Source organism: Mesorhizobium sp. ESP7-2, from assembly GCF_020164715.1.
GTDB lineage: Bacteria > Pseudomonadota > Alphaproteobacteria > Rhizobiales > Rhizobiaceae > Mesorhizobium.
On record NZ_JAIUGQ010000017.1, the window covers coordinates 27,193 to 46,289 of the forward strand.

Genomic DNA, 19,097 nt, shown 5'->3' on the forward strand with positions numbered 1-19,097 from the left:
TGACATGACCACCAAACTGAACCTGGTCGATGTCCTGATTGTCGGTCTTGGGTGGACAGGCGGCATCATTGCAAAGGAGCTTGCATCCACCAAGCTGAAGATCGTCGCCCTTGAGCGGGGAGGCCCGCGTGACACCAATCCGGACTTCATCGACCCAGAAATCCATGACGAATTGCGTTACGCGGCTCGCTACGATCTCATGCAGAACGTGCGACGGGAGACCATCACATTCCGCAATGGTGAATCGCAAACGGCGCTGCCTATGCGTCAACTCGGCTCCTTCCTGCCCGGCCAGGGCGTCGGCGGCGCCGGCGTGCACTGGAACGGCGTGACCTGGCGCTGGCTCGAATGGGACCATCAGGCGCGCACCCGGACCGTCGACAAGTACGGCGAAAAGATCATCCCTTCGGACATGCACCTGCAGGACTGGCCGATCACCTACGACGATCTCGAACCCTATTATGACAAGTTTGAAAAAACCTGCGGCACCTCAGGCAAGGCCGGCAATATCAACGGTCGGAAGATCGATGGTGGCAACATCTTCGAGGGAGCGCGAAAGGAAGAGTACCCTAATCCGCCGATGATTGCCGCGCAGAGCATGGTGATGTTCGAGAAGGCGGCCCGCAATCTGGGCTACCACCCTTTTCCAAATCCGTCGTCAAACGCGTCGCGGGATTACGTCAACCCCGATGGCGTGGCCTTCGGCCAGTGCCACTACTGTGGCTTCTGCGAGCGGTTCGGTTGCGAAGCGAATGCCAAGGCCAGCCCGCATTTCACCGTCATTCCCTTGGCAGTGAAGAACCCGAATTTCGAGCTGCGCACCAACTCGATCGTACTGAAGGTCAATCTCGACTCGACCCGCAAGCGGGCGGTCAGCGTCACCTATCTCGACGCACGCGGGCGTGAATTCGAACAGCCTGCCGACCTCATCATCCTGTCGGCCTATGCGCTCGGCAACGTCAATCTGTTGCTGCAGTCCGGCATCGGCGTGCCCTACGATCCGGCAACGGGGAAGGGCGTGGTCGGCCGCAACTATGCCTATCAGTGCGGTGGCGGGGCCACCGCCTTCTTCGACAAGAAGACCATCCTGAACCGCTACATGGGCGCCGGTGCGCTCGGTACCTGCATGGATGATTTCAACGGCGACAACTATGATTTCGTGAAGGCCGGTTATATCGGCGGCGGCGGCATCAGCTGCAGCAACTCGGGCGCCCGGCCTATCCAGTCGCATCCAACTCCGCACGGCACACCGCGCTGGGGCTCCGACTGGAAGCAGGCAGTGGTCGACAATTATGACCACGCGGCCAGCGTTGGCAATCAAGGCGCCGTGATGGCCTACCGACAGAATTATCTAAGCCTCGATCCGACCTACACCGACGTCTTTGGACGTCCGCTGATGAGGATGACGTTCGACTTCCAGGACAACGAGGTAAAGCAGATGAACGGTCAGGCCGACATCTGCGTGAAGATCGCCAAGGAAATGGGTGCGACCAAGGTCGATCGGAGCATCCCGCCTGTGCCCTATTCCATCGTGCCTTATCAGAGCACGCACAACACAGGCGGAGCAGTCTTCGGCGCTGACCCGAGCACCAGCGTTCTGAACAAATATCTTCAGGTCTGGGATGTCCCGAACGTGTTCGTCACCGGCGCTTGCGTGTTTCCGCAAAACGCCGGGAAGAATCCGACCGGGCCGGTAGGTGCTCTTGCCTATTGGGCCGTGGACGCGATCAAGAACCAGTATCTGAAGAGCCCGGGCCCATTGGTTCCCTCCTGAGGCTACGCCTGCCGGATCCGGATCCGCGGTTCGGGTCCGGCAGGCTGGGTGTGTTTTGAACCCCATATTGCCGCGAGCAGGCTCGACCGGAACCAACCCATAACTCATTGAAGGCAGCACACATGAAATCGATCATGCTTGGATTGGCGACCGCGGTTCTCACCGCAGTCGGTTCGGCCCATGCGCAGGACACATCTCCTGGCAATGCTGAAGCCGGGGCCGTCGTCTTCAAACGCTGCATGGCCTGTCACCAGGTCGGCCCCGACGCAAAGAACGGAGTAGGTCCGGTCTTGAACGGCGTTGTCGGACGAACGGCTGGTGTGTACCCGGGGTACAGTTATTCCGCGGCCAATAAGAACTCGGGTCTGACCTGGGACGAACCGACGCTGACGACCTACCTGCGGGCGCCGCGCAAGCTGGTGCCTGGCACAAAGATGACATTCGCCGGTCTCAGCAAGGACCAGGAGATCGCCGACGTGATCGCCTATCTGAAACAGTTCAACACTCAGGGACAGAAGGTCGCCCCCTGAGTCATGTACGCGACTTGCAAAGCACAAGCTTGATGAAATTCCTTCTGCACCAAGGTCTTGGCTATTCCACGATACATCAGATCGGTAACTACCTGCGCCGGTATGGCTCGGGTCGTCGCTGGATCGAGAGGTACCGCGGCGACATCTTCATGTTCGTATCGGATCAAGCCGATGAGAGAATCCTGAGAAAAGAATTCTCCGACCTTCTCGATGCGGTCAACGACACGGAGCCGGACGAGACATGACGTCGATGAGCGAAAAGATCTTCAACGAGAGAGTAAAACTGAAGCGGGCGTACGAGAGCCCGGCTGCCGACGATGGCAAGCGGGTTTTGGTTGACCGGCTTTGGCCGCGCGGGGTCAAGAAGACCGAGGCCGCCATCGACCATTGGATGAAGGAGCTCGCGCCAAGCACCGAGCTTCGGAAATGGTTCGGACATGATCCCGCCCGCTGGGTGGAATTCCGCCGGCGGTATGCGGCGGAACTTCATGAGCATGGCGATGAACTCGACCGACTGCGCGACCTGATACGGGAGGGCGCAGTCACTCTCGTCTACTCGGCTCATGACGAGGCTCACAACGATGCCATCGTCCTTCGAGAGGTGTTGCTGAGACATCGATAGAGACGTCACGGCGGGCCGCCTTTGGCTTTCAAAAGACAGGGGCGTGCGATCACCACAGCGAGACCAAGATCAACTTTCTGGAACCAAACTTAAGAAGCCTCATCAAAGCAAAGATGGACACGTTCACGTTGAGGAGAAAACAATGAAATTCTTTGTCGATACCGCCGACATATCTGAAATTCGCGAGCTTGCCGCTATTGGCATTCTGGACGGGGTGACCACAAACCCGTCCCTTATCGCAAAAACCGGCCGACCGATCAGGGATGTGATCAAGGAGATTTGCCAGACGGTCGAGGGCCCGGTTTCAGCCGAAGTAACGGCGATCCAGTTCGACGCCATGATTGCTGAGGGGGAGCGTTTGGCCAGCATTGCCGCGAATGTGGCGATCAAGGTGCCGTCGACCTGGGATGGGTTCAGGGCTTGCCGGGCGCTCAGTCAGATCGGGCACAAGGTCAATGTCACACTGTGCTTTTCAGCCAACCAGGCGTTGCTCGCAGCCAAGGCAGGCGCGACCTTCATTTCGCCGTTCGTCGGCAGGCTCGACGATCTCGGTCAGGACGGCATGGAAGTGATCCGAGAAATCCGCGCGATCTACGACAACGACAAATCCTTCACGACGCAAATCCTCGCGTCCTCAATTCGCACTCCTCTCCACGTCAAACAGGCGGCGATCGCAGGCGCCGACATCGCCACCGTACCGCCGGCGGTGCTCAGAAACCTCGCCAAACACCCACTCACCGACAGGGGCCTCGAGTCCTTCCTTGCCGATTGGGGAAAGACGGGGCAAGCGATCCTGTAATTGCCTGCAGCAGCTCTCCCAAGGAATTGCCCAAGGCAGAAGAAAATGGCGCCCAGTGATCATTCTGTTCCGGAAGAAAGACCTCTTGCACTTTGTCCGCCCAGTCAGGATTCTTCGCCTATCATAAATATTGCATGCAATTGCCGATTAAATTCCTTTGCGTGGTGCTCGCAATGGCAAGAGACTAGGGCATGGGTATTGATTGGCTGCATCGGCTTACACGGCCGAAATGTTTTTACGCAGGTTGATGCCGAAGGTCCGAAGGCATGTTGGCCGGGGCGCAAGGCGCCCCGTGTCTGGTTGGTCGGATAAATTTCCGTCCTCGGCTGCCAAGGAGAAGAAAATGGCTGAAGTCCATACCAAATTAGTCGGACCGGATCTGGCCCAGGGCGTCGTGGTGTCCGACCTTCCCGACGGCGGAAAGCTTGTCGGCCACTGCGGCGACGAGCAGGTGTTGCTGATGCGCCGCGGGGCCGAGGTCTTCGCCACCGCGGCGACATGCACGCATTACGGCGGACCGCTCGTCGACGGTCTTGTGGTGGGAGATACCGTCCGGTGTCCCTGGCATCACGCTTGCTTCGATCTGCGGACCGGCGAAGCCTTGCGAGCGCCTGCTTTCAATCCACTGGCTTGCTGGTCGGTCGAACAGCGGGAAGGCAAGATATTCGTAGGCGAGAAGCGAAAACGGTCGGCACCAAAGCCGCGTGATGGAGGCACCGGTCATGTTCCGGAGAAGATCGTCATTGTCGGCGGCGGCGCAGCCGGTTTCGCGGCGGCCGAGGCACTGCGGCGCGAGCAATACCAGGGCAGCATCGTCATGATCAGCGATGACCAGGCGCCGCCCGTCGACAGACCGAACCTCTCCAAGGACTATCTTGCCGGCAAGGCGCCGGAGGATTGGATTCCGCTCCGCGGGGAGAAGTTCTATTCGAAAAACAACATCGACCTGCGTCTCGATACGAAGGCCGATCGCATCGACCTGCATTCACGCGAGGTTGTCCTCGCGGATGGCTCCCGGATTGCCTACGAAAGGCTGTTGCTTGCCACGGGGGCCGAACCAGTTCGGCTTGCTATTCCCGGAGCCGAGCAATCACCTTTCCACACACTGCGCTCTTTCGCGGACTGCAAGGCGATCATCGAGCGAGCCACGAATGCGCGACGCTGCATCGTGCTCGGCGCCAGTTTTATCGGCTTGGAGGTTGCAGCGGCCCTGCGCTCGCGCGGCATCGACGTTCATGTCGTGGCACCAGACAGACGGCCTATGGAGCGGGTCCTGGGTCCGCAAATGGGCGATTTCATCCGCGCCCTCCATGAGGAGAAAGGTGTCGTGTTCCATCTTGAGGATACCGCGGTCAGCATCGACGGCAGCAAGCTGAAGCTCAGCAGTGGCGGGACGTTGGCTGCGGATTTCGTCGTGGCCGGCATCGGCGTGAGGCCACGCACCGGGCTTGCCGAGACGGCTGGGCTTGAGCTCGATCGCGGTGTCTCGGTGAACTCGTTCCTGGAAACGAGCGCGCCCGGAATATTCGCGGCCGGCGACATTGCGCGGTGGCCCGATCCCCACACTGGTGAAAACATTCGGGTCGAGCATTGGGTCGTTGCAGAGAGACAGGGGCGCACCGCGGCACTCAACATGCTTGGCCGTCGGGAGAAATTCGCTGCCCTGCCGTTCTTCTGGAGCCAGCATTACGATGTCCCCATCAACTATGTCGGCCATGCCGGGCGATGGGATGAGATCTCGGTCGATGGAGATGTCGCGGCCAGGGATTGCCTGCTTCGTTTCAAACGGGAAGGGCGCACGTTGGCTGTCGCTTCGATCTTCCGCGATCTCGAAAGTCTGGAGGCCGAGGCGGAAATGGAGCGCCAAATGGCAGGCTAGAAAGCGCTCTCGAGCAGCGGAGAGCGCAGCGGGAATGGCGGAGCAGGTAAGTCGTCGTGACGGAAAGGAGTATGATCTATGTCCACATTGCAGCGGGGGTTTAACGTCGCCACGGATTTACGCGCCGTTGCGCCCATTCGGCATTATTCAAAGATCGTCGAGTTCGCCAAGGAGGTTGCCTGGGAAGAGTCCCACCAGATGCCGACCTCGGTTGAAATCTTTTCGGACAGCGGTCGCTGGTACTGCCAGGTCCGTCGCGGCAATGAAAAGACGCGGCCCATGGGCCCCTATACCAAACTACAGGCTGAACGGATTCAGGAAGTTCGCAGAGCGTTGATCGCTAAAAAAGGCACCGCTCGGATCATGTTCGAGTAGGCGGCGGGGCCTAACGGTCGCGCCGGCCGGCGTACCCAGTACCCCCAACGATCGTTCTTCATTGAGTTTGCTGGAACGCACGAGGCAGGCCTCCGGGCTTTGCCGCATTGCGAACTATGACTCGCGACGAGACCTGGCGAGGTTTCCGTTCGCCGAGCCGGCAACATTTTCAACCAACGGAAGGAAGCCGATATGGGCTACAAGTCGATCGTTCTCAATCTCGACATCGACGGGATGGTTGCTCCTGTCGTCAAGCTCGGCGTCGATCTGGCCCAGCGCTTCGATGCGCGCCTGATAGGTCTCTCGGCTGCCGACATTCCGCCGCCGGTTGTCATGGAAGGTGGAGTGGCCTTCGAAGGGGAGAGCATGATGCGCCAGCGGAAGAACATCGAGCGACGACTCGAGGACCTGCGCGCAGAGTTCGAAAGCCTTGCTGGCGCAACGGTTGATACGGAATGGCGTGGGGCCGTGGGCAATCCGACCCGCTTGCTGATCGAATCGGCGCGCGTGGCCGATCTCATCGTCACAGCTTCGCCCGAGGGTGCCTCTTCCGGCAACGCTTATCGTTCCACCGATCTCGGTAATCTGATCCTTCAGGCAGGACGGCCCGTATTTATAGCATCGACCAACCTGGAAAATTTCCGCATCAACAAGGTTTTGGTCGGATGGAAGGACACGCGTGAAGCCAGGCGCGCGGTAGTTGATGCCATGCCCTTTTTGCAGATGGCTCAGGAGGTTCGTGTCGTTACGATCGACGATGAGGCAACCGACGAAACCTGGAACGGCCTGGACGATCTTGTCGCCTTCCTTTCGTTGCATGGCGTAAAGGCCAAGGCGGAGGTGTTTCCGGAAAAATCCAATGGCGCAAACATCCCCGACGTGGCCGACGCAATGAACGCGGATCTGGTCATATCCGGCGCCTACGGCCACAGCAGGTTCAGGGAATGGATTTTCGGCGGCGCCACCCGCTCGCTACTTGAAAATGACCGACTGAACCGGCTTATGTCGAATTGATCAAGTTGTTCGGACGGTGCGCCGTTAACTGACAAATCCGAGCAGTGTCGTCTTCCCGCAGGACGCTTCGGCGCCGTCCCCGGAAGGACTTCCACGCATAAGCTGTCAGAGATTGGCTTTTCATCAGCTCCGATACAATGTCATTCGACCATTTGGATTTCGGCATGGCACCCGTTACAGCCAACTCACAGATGGAGCACCGCTGCCGGGCTGTTGACGACACCGTCGTTGCTAGGGCATCTCGCAGCCATCATAAGCTTCAGATGAATATTAATGGGCCGGAGAGCATGTCTCATGGCCGGCAGCCACGCGAGCTAGGATCTCGGCAACCCGCGCGCGCAAATGAGGCGTCAACTCACTCTCGAACCAAGGGTTTCGACGCAGCCAGACTGTACTGCGCCAGGAAGGGTGAGGCAACGGGATCACTGCTGGACCATAGGTGCGCCAAGCCGCGACGGTCGCTGTCATTGATTGCCCCGACGTATGTTGCAAAGCCCACCGCTGGGAGTAACCGCCCACCAAGAGCGTCAGTTCCACGTTAGGCAAACAAGACAGGAGCGACCGTCGCCAGAGCGCTGCGCACCGGGCCGGTGGCGGATAGTCACCGCCTTCGGGATTTGTCCCGGGAAAGCAGAACGCCATGGGGGCCACGCCAATTCGCGCGTCCCCGTAGAAGACACCGCGATCCAGCCCAAGCCACTCGCGCAAGCGGTCACCTGAGGGATCATCGAACGGCAGCCCGCTCTCATGCACGCGTCGTCCAGGTGCCTGGCCGCAGATCAAGAGTTTGGTCTCGGCGGTTAGCTGGACCACCGGGCGTGGTTCATGGCTGAATTCTCCAGCACACGCGCGACAAGCACGAATGTTCGAAAGCAACGCGGCAAGGGATTCTTCCGGTTTGACCCCCATTTTGGGTTCCACACGTCGAAGCGAGTTGCAGCAAAGTCCAGGTCGTCCGCGCCACCCGTGTTCCGCTTGATCGACCCCGTCGGAAAGTGGGCACCTCGATGACATCCGGCCAGCCGTTGAACGCCTATTGCGACCCTTCGCCGCGGTGAGGCCTTTGGCCCTCCATGTCGTGAGTGACTGGGCCGTGGCTTACGCTTGGATCGACGTCCCACCACGGAGCGTATGCAAGATCGCCGATCATCGGCAGGCCGGCTATCAATGGCTTATACCGGCACACTGGAGACGTCGCGCGTCGCCCACGTGTCACAACGATGGCTTCACGAAACTCGCACTCGCCGATCATGATCTACGCGTCACGCCCGAATGGAGCGTGCATGCAAACTAGTCTCAGCTGGTCGACATTGGCCCAGATTTCGCCGACACGGCGCTTGTTGTTCAAAAAGCTAAAATATGTGGCAATAATTCCGATTGCGATCGGGCGTCTGAAAAGATTTTTTATGTTATGAAACCTTATGGACATTGAGCTCGCCCGCACTTTTATCGAAATCGTATCGACAGGGAGTTTCATCCGGGCCTCGGAGCGCTTGAATGTCGCTCAGACCACCGTAAGTGCACGAATCCGCAACCTGGAGCAGCAATTGGGCCGCGCACTTTTTGTTCGTCACAAAGGCGGAGCTTCTCTCACCCCGGCTGGCGAGCAGTTCCTGCGCCACGCCCCGATGTTCGTCCAATTATGGCAGCGAACCCTTCATCAGGTTGCAGTGCCGCCGGGCCGCCGGGCCGTTCTGACGGTCGGCAGCGAAGTCAGCCTTGCGCAACCCCTTCTGCTCGATTGGGTCCGATGGATGCGGCGCTCGCTTCAGGATATTGCGCTTAGAGTACACGTCGACGTGCCGCAGGATCTGATCAATCAGGTCGCGTCGGGAACGGTGGACGTGGCGATCATGTATGCACCCCAACATAGGCCAGGTCTGAAAATCGATCTACTCATGGAAGAGAAGCTCGTGCTCGCGACCACCAATTCCGAAGCGCGCGTGGACATAGCCGACTATGTTTATATGGACTGGGGCCCGGATTTTGGACTTCACCACGGGATGAACTTCCCGAGTGCCGCGCCTGATCTCTCTTTCGATCTCGGTCCACTCGCGCTGAACTACGTTCTCGCGGCTGGTGGTTCCGGGTATTTCAGAATGGGTGCGGTTCAGCCTTACGTAGCCACGGGGCAGTTGCACCTTGTGCCCGACATGCCGCAATTCTCCTATCCGGTTTACGCGGTGCAATCCGCTAACGCCGACGAAAGCGTCGTGGGCCCCGCGATCGCTGGCCTGCACGCTATTTCAAACGGCAATATTGGGTTGTAGAATTTTCTTCGCGGCGGTCTGGTTGGTTGACGAGCAGTTACCGATTTCCAGGTTTGAAGAAGGGGCCGCCTAGCACCCTAGACGTTCGGAGCCATGCCGTACCCGTGGTCTTCGACGCGAACGCAAGTGTGATTCCAGCCCCGGGCGGTGCACGTGTCGGGGTCGTCTGCACAAATCGCTCGGTGATGACACAGATTTCCCCTCCGTTTGGCGTCGCATCTCGTGCGGTCATGACGAAACTAAGGACTGCAGTGTCGAACAGCGTGCGGGGTGGATTAGGCAGTCGGAGGGAGCCAAGTTTCCCGGTTTGGCGCGGAGATCGGGCCACGCAGGTCTTTCGAGCCATTGTTCCTGAGGTATCGCGCGCTGGCCGAGGGCGGTACCGCGCTGGCTCCCGCCCGCCAGTCGCGTCGCCATGAGCCCGCAGTTACTTCGACGGAGGACCACCTCCCGCCCCATCAGCGCGTGGCACTGATATCGGGTGAATCGCGAGCAAGGCGCGGCTGGCATGAGCCTGCCGATTGGTTTGATGTGAGTCGTTGTAGACGCTTTGCAACGAACGATATCGGCCGAACTTTACCGCGGACACCTCTTACACACCCCCCATCGGCTCGGCTGCTGCGCGTCCTAGCTTCGTGGATGGCTATCATAAAAGCTGCATTCAATTGCTGACAAAAATCGTTTGCGTAGTGTGTCGATTGGCGAGAACGTAAGGCTGTGAGCGCGCCGCCTGATCTGACCAACCCCCTCGTGCTCCAACGCGGATAGACCCAAATAACTCCGTTTCTCAGACGCGGCGATTGTGATTTCGCGCGTCAAGGAGTGCGCTTGGAGCGGCCTCCGCGCTTCTGAGATTCCTGCCGACGGGCTTCATTTGGCGCATGCAATCGAAGGAACCGCTATGGCATACAGATCAATTCTCCTCGCTCTTGACATCGATAGTCACGCCGCCGCCCTTATTAAGCTCGGCGTCGATCTGGCCAAGCATTTTGATGCGCGGCTGATTGGTATCTCCGCTGCCGACGTTCCTCCACCGGTTGTCGCCGCGGAAGGCGTGGTCTTCGATGGCGAGATTATGATGCGCCAGCGCGAGCACATCGAGCGACGGCTCGAAGAACTGCGCATTGAGTTCGAGAGCATTGCAGGTGAAACGGTAAACACCGAGTGGCGCGGCGCAATTGGCAACCCAACCCGCCTGTTGATCAAAACCGCGCGCATGGCCGATCTCATAGTCACGGGATCGCCTCATGGAGCGTCTGTCGGCAACGTTCATCGGACGGTCGATCTCGGCAACTTGTTACTCCATGCGGGACGACCATTGATGGCCGCCGCCATTGGGGCTGAACATTTGCTGGTGAACAGGATTCTGGTCGCATGGAAAGACACCCGCGAAGCCAGACGTGCCGTCGCCGCCGCCATACCTATTCTATCATTGGCAAAGGAGGTGGGCGTAATCACCGTTGATGATGTCGCGAACGACGACATGTGGAAGAGCCTTGCCGATGTTACGGCCTACCTTTGTTATCAGGGCGTAAAAACTCGAGCGGAAATACTTCCATGGAAAACCAGCGATTGGACGATCGGAGATATCGCCAACGCGCTGCATGTCGATTTGATCGTATCGGGAGCCTACGGTCACAGCCGGCTCACGGAATGGGCTTTTGGAGGAGTTACGCGGTCACTTCTTGAAGAGCACGGTTTGCATCGATTCATGTCGAATTAACTGGGTAAACGCCGCGCTGCTGAAAACTTGGAGAGAAGAAGGCGTGATCGCCCGATGGGTGCTGCAAAGGTCGCAGACCAGCCTGCAGAAAGGTTTCAAATGAACCCGTGTGTGCTCAAAAACCGACGCTTTTTTACAACCGGGCAGGTGTGAGCTTTATCCGAGCACGTCTTCGTCCACCTGAAATCAATTCCGGCTCAATTTGGCGAGGATGAACATGGAAAAAACCGTGCGTGTTGCCATCGTGCGATCGACCTTCGGGAGCTTTGGTAGCTTTGGTAGCCTCCCCGCAGCCTCGACGGCGAGCGGCGTTGAGGGCGCTGAAAACGATGCCGCGAAATGATCGCGCTCTGGAAGAGGTCGACGCGACCACGCTGCGGAGGAAGTTCAACATCGATCCCGGTGGCCAGTACTGGGCAAAGCGAGTGCAACTCTTGCGATTTCGTCCGCTTCACGAGATCGGTAAGGCGCGCCGTAAAAAAGAACGTCAGTGATAGTGTCAGGATCGGCTGGATGCTGCTGGGGCCGCCGCTTAGGGCGCACCCTCTATCTCGCTCCGCAATTTCCGCGCGACAAAGTCGGGGATAGACTTCGATGGACACCGTGTTGAGCAACGAAACGCTACTTGACCGCCTGCAGCGCGCCGCCTTCGGCTACTTCCTTCAGGAGGTCAATCCTGCCAACGGACTTGTCGCCGATACCTCGCGTGAGAACTCGCCCTGCAGCATCGCCGTGGTCGGATTCGCGTTGTCGAGCTATCCGGTGGCGGTGGAGCGCGGCTGGATGACGCGAGCCGACGCAGTTAACCGCTGCCTTTCGGTATTGCGGTTCTTTCACGACAGCGATCAGAGCGGAAGCCCAGATGCAACAGGGTACAAAGGTTTCTATTATCACTTCCTCGACATGCATACCGGCGCCCGCGTCTGGCGCTCGGAAGTGTCGATGGTTGACACTGCGCTGCTGATCGCTGGCGTACTGACCGCAAGCACCTACTTCAACTCAGACAGCTCCGAAGAAGCATCGTTGCGTGGGATAGCCGATGCGCTTTACCGGCGCATCGACTGGCGCTGGTCACAAGGTGGCGAGGCGACCATCCGACAAGGCTGGAAGCCGGAGTGCGGGTTCCTTCACTACGGTTGGGAGGGCTACAACGAGGCTATCGTGCTCTATGCCCTCGCGCTGGGATCTCCGACGCACCCTATGGAGGGTCACAACTACGAGGCATGGACCGCGACCTACCAGTGGGAGAATTTGTATGGCTATGATTTTCTGTATGCGGGACCATTGTTCGTGCATCAATTCTCCCACGCTTGGATCGACTTTCGAGGTATTCAGGATCGTTTCATGCGAGAAAAGCGCTGCGACTACTTCGAGAACAGCCGGCGCGCGACCGAGGTTCAGCGTGAGTATGCGCGGCGCAACCCGCACCGGTTCGTCGGTTATGACGAAAGCTGCTGGGGTTTGACTGCCTGCGACGGACCCACCAATCAGTCGCTCGGGTTGCCAAGCGAGGCGCGGCGCTTGTTTGGCTATGCCGCGCGCGGTGTGCCGTATGGTCCCGATGACGGAACCCTCAGCGGGTGGGCGGCGCTGGCATCGCTGCCGTTCGCGCCCGAGAACGCCTTGCGCGCCGCGCGCGATATGCTTCAGCGCTATCCCGAGATGCTGGCCGCGCAGCAGTACACGAGCAGTTTCAATCCGACCCTCGCCATCGGCGACCGGCGCGCCTGGGTTTCGACGGGCCACTTCGGGCTCGACCAAGGCATCGTCGTGATGATGATTGAAAATTATCGAACCCAACTGATCTGGCGGCTGATGCGGGACTGTCCCATTACCGGTGCCGGATTGCGGCGCGCCGGATTTCGGGGCGGCTGGCTGCAGCAGCTCACCTAGCGCATGGATTGCAACTATGGAACAGTTCAACGACCCAGTCTCGAGAGCGCCGAATGATATATACGAGCGCCAGCGGCAGAATAACGTGCATCCAGCCGAATGGTGCAATCCACAGCCTGCCGGCCGGTACAGCCTGGTCGTCATCGGCGCTGGCACGGCGGGACTTGCGGCGGCGCATGCGGCCGCCGCACTGGGCGCGAAGGTCGCGCTGATCGAGCGCCATCTTCTCGGCGGCACGTGCCTCAATATCGGTTGCGTGCCTTCCAAGACGATTATCCGCACTTCGCGGCTCTACGCTGAAATGCGCCAGGCCGAGCAGTATGGAGCGCGCACCCCGACCGGTATCCGTGTCGACTTTTCCGCGGTGATGCAGCGCATGCGTGCTATTCGCGCGCGCATCAGCAACGCCGATTCGGTGCGCCGGCTCGCGGCGGCTGGCGTGGATGTGTTCTTCGGCGAGGCGTGCTTTACCGGATCCGATACGTTGAAGGTGAACGGCGTTACAATAGCTTTCAAAAAGGCATTGATTGCGACTGGGGCGCGGCCGAATACGCCTTCGATTCCTGGTCTCGCCGAGGCCGGTTATCTGACCAACCGGAACGTGTTCGATCAGACCGAGTTGCCGCGCCGCCTGCTTGTCATTGGCGGCGGCCCGCTCGGTTGCGAAATGGCGCAGGCATTCTGCCGTTTCGGAGCGCGCACCATCATCGTCCAGAAACGGCCTCTTTTCCTGCCAAGGGAAGAGCGTGATGCCGCGCAGATCCTGTCCAATGCCTTAGCCCGCGATGGCGTAGAGGTGCGGCTCAATACCCGGGTCGTCAGCGTGCGCGTGGAAAGCGGCCATAATATCGCAGATCTGATCAGCGACGACTTCACGAACAAGGTAGAAGTCGACGCCATCCTTATCGGCACGGGTCGAATTCCGAGTGTAGACGGTCTGAACCTGGAGGCCGCCGGAGTTGACTACGACATCAACAATGGCGTCCACGTCAACGATTTTCTGCAGACCTCGAACCGGCGCATCTATGCTGCGGGCGATGTCTGCCTGGAGCACAAATTCAACGATACGGCCGACGCGTCGGCTCGGATCGTAGTTCGGAATGCGCTATTCCTCGGGCGGCGGCGACTGAGCGCACTGACGATTCCCTGGTGCACCTACACCGATCCGGAGATAGCGCATGTCGGTCTTTATGTGCGACAGGCGCGCGAGCGAGACATACCGGTCAAGACCTTCACCATCCCAATGCACGACGTGGATCGTGCGATCGCCGACGATGAGGAGGAGGGCTTCGTGAAAATCCACGTTAAGGAGCGGACGGACCGGATTCTCGGGGCGACTATCGTTGCGCGCCACGCCGGCGAAATGATCAGCGAGATTACTTTGGCGATGGTCGCGGGGATCGGTCTACGCACTCTGTCTCACGTAATTCACGCCTATCCTACCCAGGCCGAAGCGATCAAGAAGGCGGCCGACGCCTACAACCATACGCGCCTGACCCCTCCCCTCCATTCGCTGCTGCGGCTATGGTCGAGGTGGTAGCCGACCATAAGGGTCTTCGGCGCGGGCGCGAAAGGGGCAGAAGAGTTTACATGAGAACGGTCGGGGTATCATGACCGAAAGTTTCAAAATCGGCGATCATGTGAGCTGGCATTCCGAGGCCGGGCGCGTCAGCGGTACGATCATCCAGGTACGTACGCAGAGCTTCAAGGTCAACGGCTACACCCATCATGCGAGCGCGGAGATGCCCCAATATGAAATCAAAAGCAGCAAGACCGAGCATATCGCTTTCCACAAGGGCTCCGCCCTCACGAAGCTTCTTGGCTGAACCAATGTGGCCCTAAAACAATTGATGACTGCAGCTGGTCGCCTGAGCAAGCCGGGCCGCCGCGGCCAGACCAGACGGCCTCAGAACCGAACTGACGTCTAACCAACGTCGGTGGAGGGTAATTGAGAGCAGCGATGATTATTCATGAAATGACACGAACCGAAATCGATGTCGTTCTTTCAGAGAGCCGCCTTGGCCGATTGGCATGTGTCAAAGACGGCCGGCCATATGTGGTGCCCATCCACTATGCCTTCGCTGAGAACTACCTCTATAGCTTTTCCCTGATGGGACAGAAGATCGAGTGGATGCGCCTGAACCCTTGGGTGTGCGTACAGGTCGACCAGTTTTCTGGCAAGCGCACCTGGCGAAGCGTCGTTGTGAACGGGGTCTTTCATGAGTTGCCCGAAAATCCAGTTATGAGGTTTGATCGTGGTCATGCTTGGGACCTTCTCAAAAAAAGGGTCGATTGGTGGGAGCCTGGCGGCCTCAAGCCAAGCAGCCAGTACTCAATGAAAGCACCCGAAACGATTTTTTATCGAATCCGGATTGAAAGCGCGAGCGGCCGGCAGGCCACTGTCGACGATGAATTTTACCGCTGACCGAGACGCTCGCTTCGTTCTGTTGCAGAATGAGCGTCGCTTGATGGCTCCGGACGATGGGGAGTCCATCGCAAATGCAGAAACTTGGACGAGGCTCACAAGCGATCGCCTGAATTTCGACTCTCGAAGGGCTATCGATATCCTTGGCGCGTCGAAGTCGAACGTACCGAGCGGTCCTCGCCTCATTCTCGGCGGCACAATCGCGCCATATGCTCGATAAGCCGCTATTTTTGTGCGCGGATGGGGGAGATGTTGACCGCCTTCGACCTGCCCTTAAAGCCCGTCCTCGTTGAAGGGCGAATAGTTGGCAAGGGGTCGGTTCAGCAGCCCACTGGGCTTAGCTCTCGGTGAGGTTCGCCGGTTCGAGCCAGTCATTGCCATCAAGTGACAGACGGTCCTCGCGGTGGCTACCAAGTAGTCAGCGGCGATCATTGGCAACGCCACCGCAGAGTTTGCGAACTCCTGATCCACCTCCGTGCTTATACCCGGATAAGGAACGGGGGTTTAGGCTGTCGCAGATCGATCATTTGGCGACCTGCTTGAGGCCTCGCAGCGCTTCCTTGACATCCGGTCTCGCCTCGCTTGCCTCAGGGTAGACGGCGTAAGCTGGGTAGGTGAATTCCGGCGCCTCCTCCACGATTTCGAGTTCCCCTGCCTCGATGTGGGGCGCTGCGGCACCTCTGCGGAAATAGCCCATGCCACCAGCACGCAGAATGTAGCTTAGACCCAACGGCCCTAGACCGACCAACAATCCGGGTTCCCCGAATGCGGTGGAACTTGCGTCATGTTGGGCCGCAAACAGGGGTCCCCAGTCGACATAAACATAGTCCTTGGAGCCGACCGGTTCCCCATCTCTGTCCGTGGTCCGAACCAGAACGAGCTGCTCCTCGACGAGAAGCTCTATCCTGAAGCCCGGTAGTAGCTTCGGCGCGTAGAGCACCGCAATATCCAGAACGCCAGTCCTGAGCTGATCGAGGAGTTGGTCCGGCACGCCGACGTGAGCTTGGACAGCAATTTCCGGCCTGGTCTTTTTCATCCAGACGAGCCAATCGAGCAGCAGTGGGTTCCACAGGCTGAGCTCTCCGCCCAGGGCAATGACGCTTGTCCTTCCCGATGGGATAGCGAGCTGGTGGCGTGCCCGTTCCCAGATTTGCACGAATGACTGGGCGAACCGCTCGAACTCCCGGCCCGCTGGCGTCAGCTGCGCGCCATTGCGATTGCGGATAAAGAGCTGACGCCCGAGCTCTTCCTCGAGTGTGCGTATCCGCGCGCTCACCGTGGTTTGGGTGACGTGGAGCCGGTCTGCGGCTTTCAGGAAGCTGCCAGAATGAACGATCTCCAAAAACGTGCGCGCGCGGTCAATGTCCATACTGGGTTCCTGGATCAGTGCAATAATCTTGCATCAATACAGCATTTAATTCCGTTTGCCTTCCTGTTTTACGCAGCGCAACCTTGTTCAGAGATAATCCGGCCGCAGCGGTCTATGGAATGGAGTGCGCAATGTCCGATCAGGAGGATGGTCCCTTAGAAACGCGAGAGTACGCCTCTCCGCCATGCTTCATGCACGAACTCGTCCCGGGATATGGGGCCGAGACGGTGGTGCAAGACGCATGGACCGATATTTGTCGATGGCGCAAGGCGGAGCGCAAGCGCCTGATCGACGAGCGTCTCGCCGTCGACGCCGAAGACCGCGTTGCGAGGTCTTTACGCATTGCCTCCGCTCTCGACCTAGCTGTCGGCCGGGTGAGCGGTCGCATCGTCAGCGGCTACTGGCCTTTTCGAGGCGAACCGGACCTTCGCAACTGGGCGATACGGGTGATCGAGCGCGGCGGACGGGTCGCGTTGCCGGTCGTCATCAAAAAAGGCTGGCCGCTGGAGTTTCGCATCTGGGGACCGGGAGACCCTCTGGAACGCGGCATATGGAATATTCTTGTCCCCTCACACGGGCCATCGGTCCATCCGGATGTGGTCGTCGCGCCCGTTGTCGGTTTCGACCAGGCCAACTATCGCCTGGGTTATGGCGGCGGCTTCTTCGACCGGACCTTGGCCGCCGCGCCGAAGCGTCCTTTCGTCGTCGGCGTCGGTTACACCGGCAGCAGAATTCAAACCATCTATCCGCAGCCACACGACATTCCGATGGATGTGATCGTCACGGATGAATGACTGAGCGCAGGTGAAGAGCAGGAAGCACATCATGTCTAATCCGGCCACGACCTTGGATGATCACAAGCCCCGTTTTCTCGTCAGGTGGCTGTTTTCCACCAACCACAAGGATATCGGGACGCTTTATCTGCTGTTTTCGATCATGGCGGGAGTCTTCGGCACGGCGCTTTCTGTTTTGATCCGGATGGAGTTGCAGGAACCAGGTTTGCAGATATTCGGCGATCCGAGTGTCTACAACGTCGTCGTCAGCGCCCATGGGCTGGTCATGATCTTTTTCGTCCTCATGCCGGCGCTGATCGGTGGCTTCGGTAATTGGATGGTGCCAATCATGATCGGTGCGCCCGACATGGCTTTCCCGCGCATGAACAACATCTCGTTCTGGCTGCTCGTGGCCGCGTTTAGCCTTTTCGTCACTTCGATGTTCGTGCCGGGAGCGCCCGGCACGCTCGGGCACGGCGGCGGCTGGACACTTTATCCGCCGCTTTCGACCTCCGGCCAGCCCGGCCCTGCTGTCGATCTCGTCATCCTCTCGATCCACCTCGCAGGAGCGTCATCGATCCTCGGCGCGATCAACTTCATCACGACCATCTTCAACATGCGCGCGCCGGGAATGACGCTGCACAAGATGCCTCTGTTCGCCTGGTCGATGCTGGTCACCGCCTTCATGCTGCTGATGTCGCTGCCGGTGCTTGCCGGTGCGATCACGATGCTGCTCACGGACCGTAACTTCGGCACGACCTTCTTTGTTCCGGATGGCGGCGGAGACCCGATCCTCTACCAGCACCTGTTCTGGTTCTTCGGCCATCCCGAAGTCTACATCATGATCCTGCCTGGCTTCGGCATCATTAGCCACGTCATTTCGACCTTCGCCAAGAAGCCGATCTTCGGCTATATCGGCATGGCCTACGCCATGGTGGCAATCGGCGCGATCGGCTTCGTCGTCTGGGCACATCACATGTATACGACCGGCCTTTCGGTCGACACGCAGCGCTACTTCGCCTTCGCTTCGATGGTCATCGCCGTTCCGACCGGCGTGAAGGTGTTTTCGTGGTTGGCGACCATGTGGGGAGGCTCGATAGAGTTCAAGACACCTATGCTGTGGGCTCTCGGCTTCGTCCTGCTGTTCACCATTGGCGGCGTCACTGGCATCATGGTTGCGAACCCCGGTATCGACCGCGTGTATCACGATACTTACTTTGTGATCGCTCACTTTCACTATGTGCTGTCTTTGGGAGCGGTCTTCGCGATCTTCGCCGGCTTCTACTACTGGTTCCCGAAGATGACCGGCTACATGTACGACGAAACGCTCGGCAAGCTGCATTTCTGGCTGATGTTCGTAGGCGTCAATCTTGTCTTCTTCCCGCAGCATTTCCTCGGCATGGCCGGCATGCCGCGACGCTATGCCGACTACCCCGACGCTTTTGCTGGCTGGAATTTCGTGTCCTCGATCGGGTCCTACATTTCGACTGTCGGACTAATCGTCTTCTTCGTGGCTGTGGCGGAGGCTCTCATTCGCAAGCGCCCGGCCGCCGCCAATCCGTGGGGTGAAGGGGCGACCACGCTCGAATGGCTGCTGCCGTCGCCGCCACCCTTCCATCAGTGGGAAAAACTGCCGCGCATTGTGTAATTT

The 19,097-nt window shown here is 59.0% G+C and carries 19 protein-coding genes; 17 read left to right on the top strand and 2 right to left on the bottom strand.

Annotated features, from left to right (window positions below):
* The first annotated feature begins 4 nt into the window (after window positions 1–4).
* From LB543_RS17690 to LB543_RS17725, 8 genes are all read left to right on the top strand, one after another.
* Window positions 5–1,774: a GMC family oxidoreductase gene (locus tag LB543_RS17690; RefSeq protein ID WP_224614959.1), complete on the top strand. Its 1,770-nt coding sequence runs from the start codon at window positions 5–7 to the stop codon at window positions 1,772–1,774.
* A 122-nt stretch (window positions 1,775–1,896) separates the two neighbouring features.
* Complete coding sequence (locus LB543_RS17695) at window positions 1,897–2,304, top strand: c-type cytochrome (RefSeq protein ID WP_224614960.1); 408 nt, start codon at window positions 1,897–1,899, stop codon at window positions 2,302–2,304.
* 32 nt (window positions 2,305–2,336) lie between these two features.
* Window positions 2,337–2,549, top strand: coding sequence for a hypothetical protein (locus LB543_RS17700; RefSeq protein ID WP_224614961.1), 213 nt, complete (start codon window positions 2,337–2,339; stop codon window positions 2,547–2,549).
* Window positions 2,550–2,554: 5 nt separating this feature from the next.
* Window positions 2,555–2,926 (top strand): DUF488 domain-containing protein, encoded by a 372-nt coding sequence (locus tag LB543_RS17705; protein WP_224614962.1) that lies wholly within the window; start codon window positions 2,555–2,557, stop codon window positions 2,924–2,926.
* A gap of 142 nt (window positions 2,927–3,068) precedes the next feature.
* The gene (gene fsa / locus LB543_RS17710) at window positions 3,069–3,725 is read left to right on the top strand and encodes a fructose-6-phosphate aldolase (RefSeq protein ID WP_224615034.1); all 657 of its coding nucleotides are present in this window, start codon (window positions 3,069–3,071) and stop codon (window positions 3,723–3,725) included.
* A 343-nt stretch (window positions 3,726–4,068) separates the two neighbouring features.
* Complete coding sequence (locus LB543_RS17715; RefSeq protein ID WP_224614963.1) at window positions 4,069–5,604, top strand: FAD-dependent oxidoreductase; 1,536 nt, start codon at window positions 4,069–4,071, stop codon at window positions 5,602–5,604.
* Between the two features lie 78 nt (window positions 5,605–5,682).
* Entirely contained in the window at window positions 5,683–5,979 is a 297-nt protein-coding gene (locus LB543_RS17720) for a hypothetical protein (RefSeq protein ID WP_224614964.1), read from the top strand.
* A gap of 192 nt (window positions 5,980–6,171) precedes the next feature.
* Complete coding sequence (locus LB543_RS17725; RefSeq protein ID WP_224614965.1) at window positions 6,172–6,993, top strand: universal stress protein; 822 nt, start codon at window positions 6,172–6,174, stop codon at window positions 6,991–6,993.
* A gap of 270 nt (window positions 6,994–7,263) precedes the next feature.
* Here LB543_RS17725 and LB543_RS17730 read toward each other — a convergent pair whose 3' ends face one another.
* Window positions 7,264–8,007 (bottom strand): uracil-DNA glycosylase family protein, encoded by a 744-nt coding sequence (locus tag LB543_RS17730; RefSeq protein ID WP_318012975.1) that lies wholly within the window; start codon window positions 8,005–8,007, stop codon window positions 7,264–7,266.
* Window positions 8,008–8,414: 407 nt separating this feature from the next.
* On the opposite strand from LB543_RS17730, the gene LB543_RS17735 reads away from it, so the two are divergent.
* The 7 genes from LB543_RS17735 to LB543_RS17765 all read left to right on the top strand — a co-directional run bounded on the left by LB543_RS17735 (window position 8,415) and on the right by LB543_RS17765 (window position 15,304).
* The gene (locus tag LB543_RS17735) at window positions 8,415–9,263 is read left to right on the top strand and encodes a LysR family transcriptional regulator (RefSeq protein ID WP_224614967.1); all 849 of its coding nucleotides are present in this window, start codon (window positions 8,415–8,417) and stop codon (window positions 9,261–9,263) included.
* A 901-nt stretch (window positions 9,264–10,164) separates the two neighbouring features.
* A complete protein-coding gene (locus LB543_RS17740) occupies window positions 10,165–10,986 on the top strand; it encodes a universal stress protein (protein WP_224614968.1) in 822 nt (273 codons plus the stop codon).
* A gap of 311 nt (window positions 10,987–11,297) precedes the next feature.
* A complete protein-coding gene (locus LB543_RS17745; RefSeq protein WP_224614969.1) occupies window positions 11,298–11,480 on the top strand; it encodes a hypothetical protein in 183 nt (60 codons plus the stop codon).
* 100 nt (window positions 11,481–11,580) lie between these two features.
* Window positions 11,581–12,879, top strand: coding sequence for a glucoamylase family protein (locus LB543_RS17750; protein WP_224614970.1), 1,299 nt, complete (start codon window positions 11,581–11,583; stop codon window positions 12,877–12,879).
* A 16-nt stretch (window positions 12,880–12,895) separates the two neighbouring features.
* On the top strand, window positions 12,896–14,419 hold the full coding sequence (locus tag LB543_RS17755) for a mercuric reductase (RefSeq protein WP_224614971.1): 1,524 nt from the start codon (window positions 12,896–12,898) through the stop codon (window positions 14,417–14,419).
* Window positions 14,420–14,489: 70 nt separating this feature from the next.
* A complete protein-coding gene (locus LB543_RS17760) occupies window positions 14,490–14,705 on the top strand; it encodes a DUF2945 domain-containing protein (RefSeq protein WP_224614972.1) in 216 nt (71 codons plus the stop codon).
* A gap of 134 nt (window positions 14,706–14,839) precedes the next feature.
* Window positions 14,840–15,304: a pyridoxamine 5'-phosphate oxidase family protein gene (locus LB543_RS17765; protein WP_224614973.1), complete on the top strand. Its 465-nt coding sequence runs from the start codon at window positions 14,840–14,842 to the stop codon at window positions 15,302–15,304.
* A 523-nt stretch (window positions 15,305–15,827) separates the two neighbouring features.
* Here LB543_RS17765 and LB543_RS17770 read toward each other — a convergent pair.
* Complete coding sequence (locus tag LB543_RS17770) at window positions 15,828–16,673, bottom strand: LysR family transcriptional regulator (RefSeq protein ID WP_224614974.1); 846 nt, start codon at window positions 16,671–16,673, stop codon at window positions 15,828–15,830.
* A gap of 131 nt (window positions 16,674–16,804) precedes the next feature.
* Between LB543_RS17770 and LB543_RS17775 the strand changes: the two genes are divergently transcribed.
* Complete coding sequence (locus LB543_RS17775) at window positions 16,805–17,467, top strand: 5-formyltetrahydrofolate cyclo-ligase (RefSeq protein ID WP_224614975.1); 663 nt, start codon at window positions 16,805–16,807, stop codon at window positions 17,465–17,467.
* A gap of 31 nt (window positions 17,468–17,498) precedes the next feature.
* On the top strand, window positions 17,499–19,094 hold the full coding sequence (gene ctaD / locus LB543_RS17780; protein WP_224614976.1) for a cytochrome c oxidase subunit I: 1,596 nt from the start codon (window positions 17,499–17,501) through the stop codon (window positions 19,092–19,094).
* Window positions 19,095–19,097 lie beyond the last annotated feature (3 nt).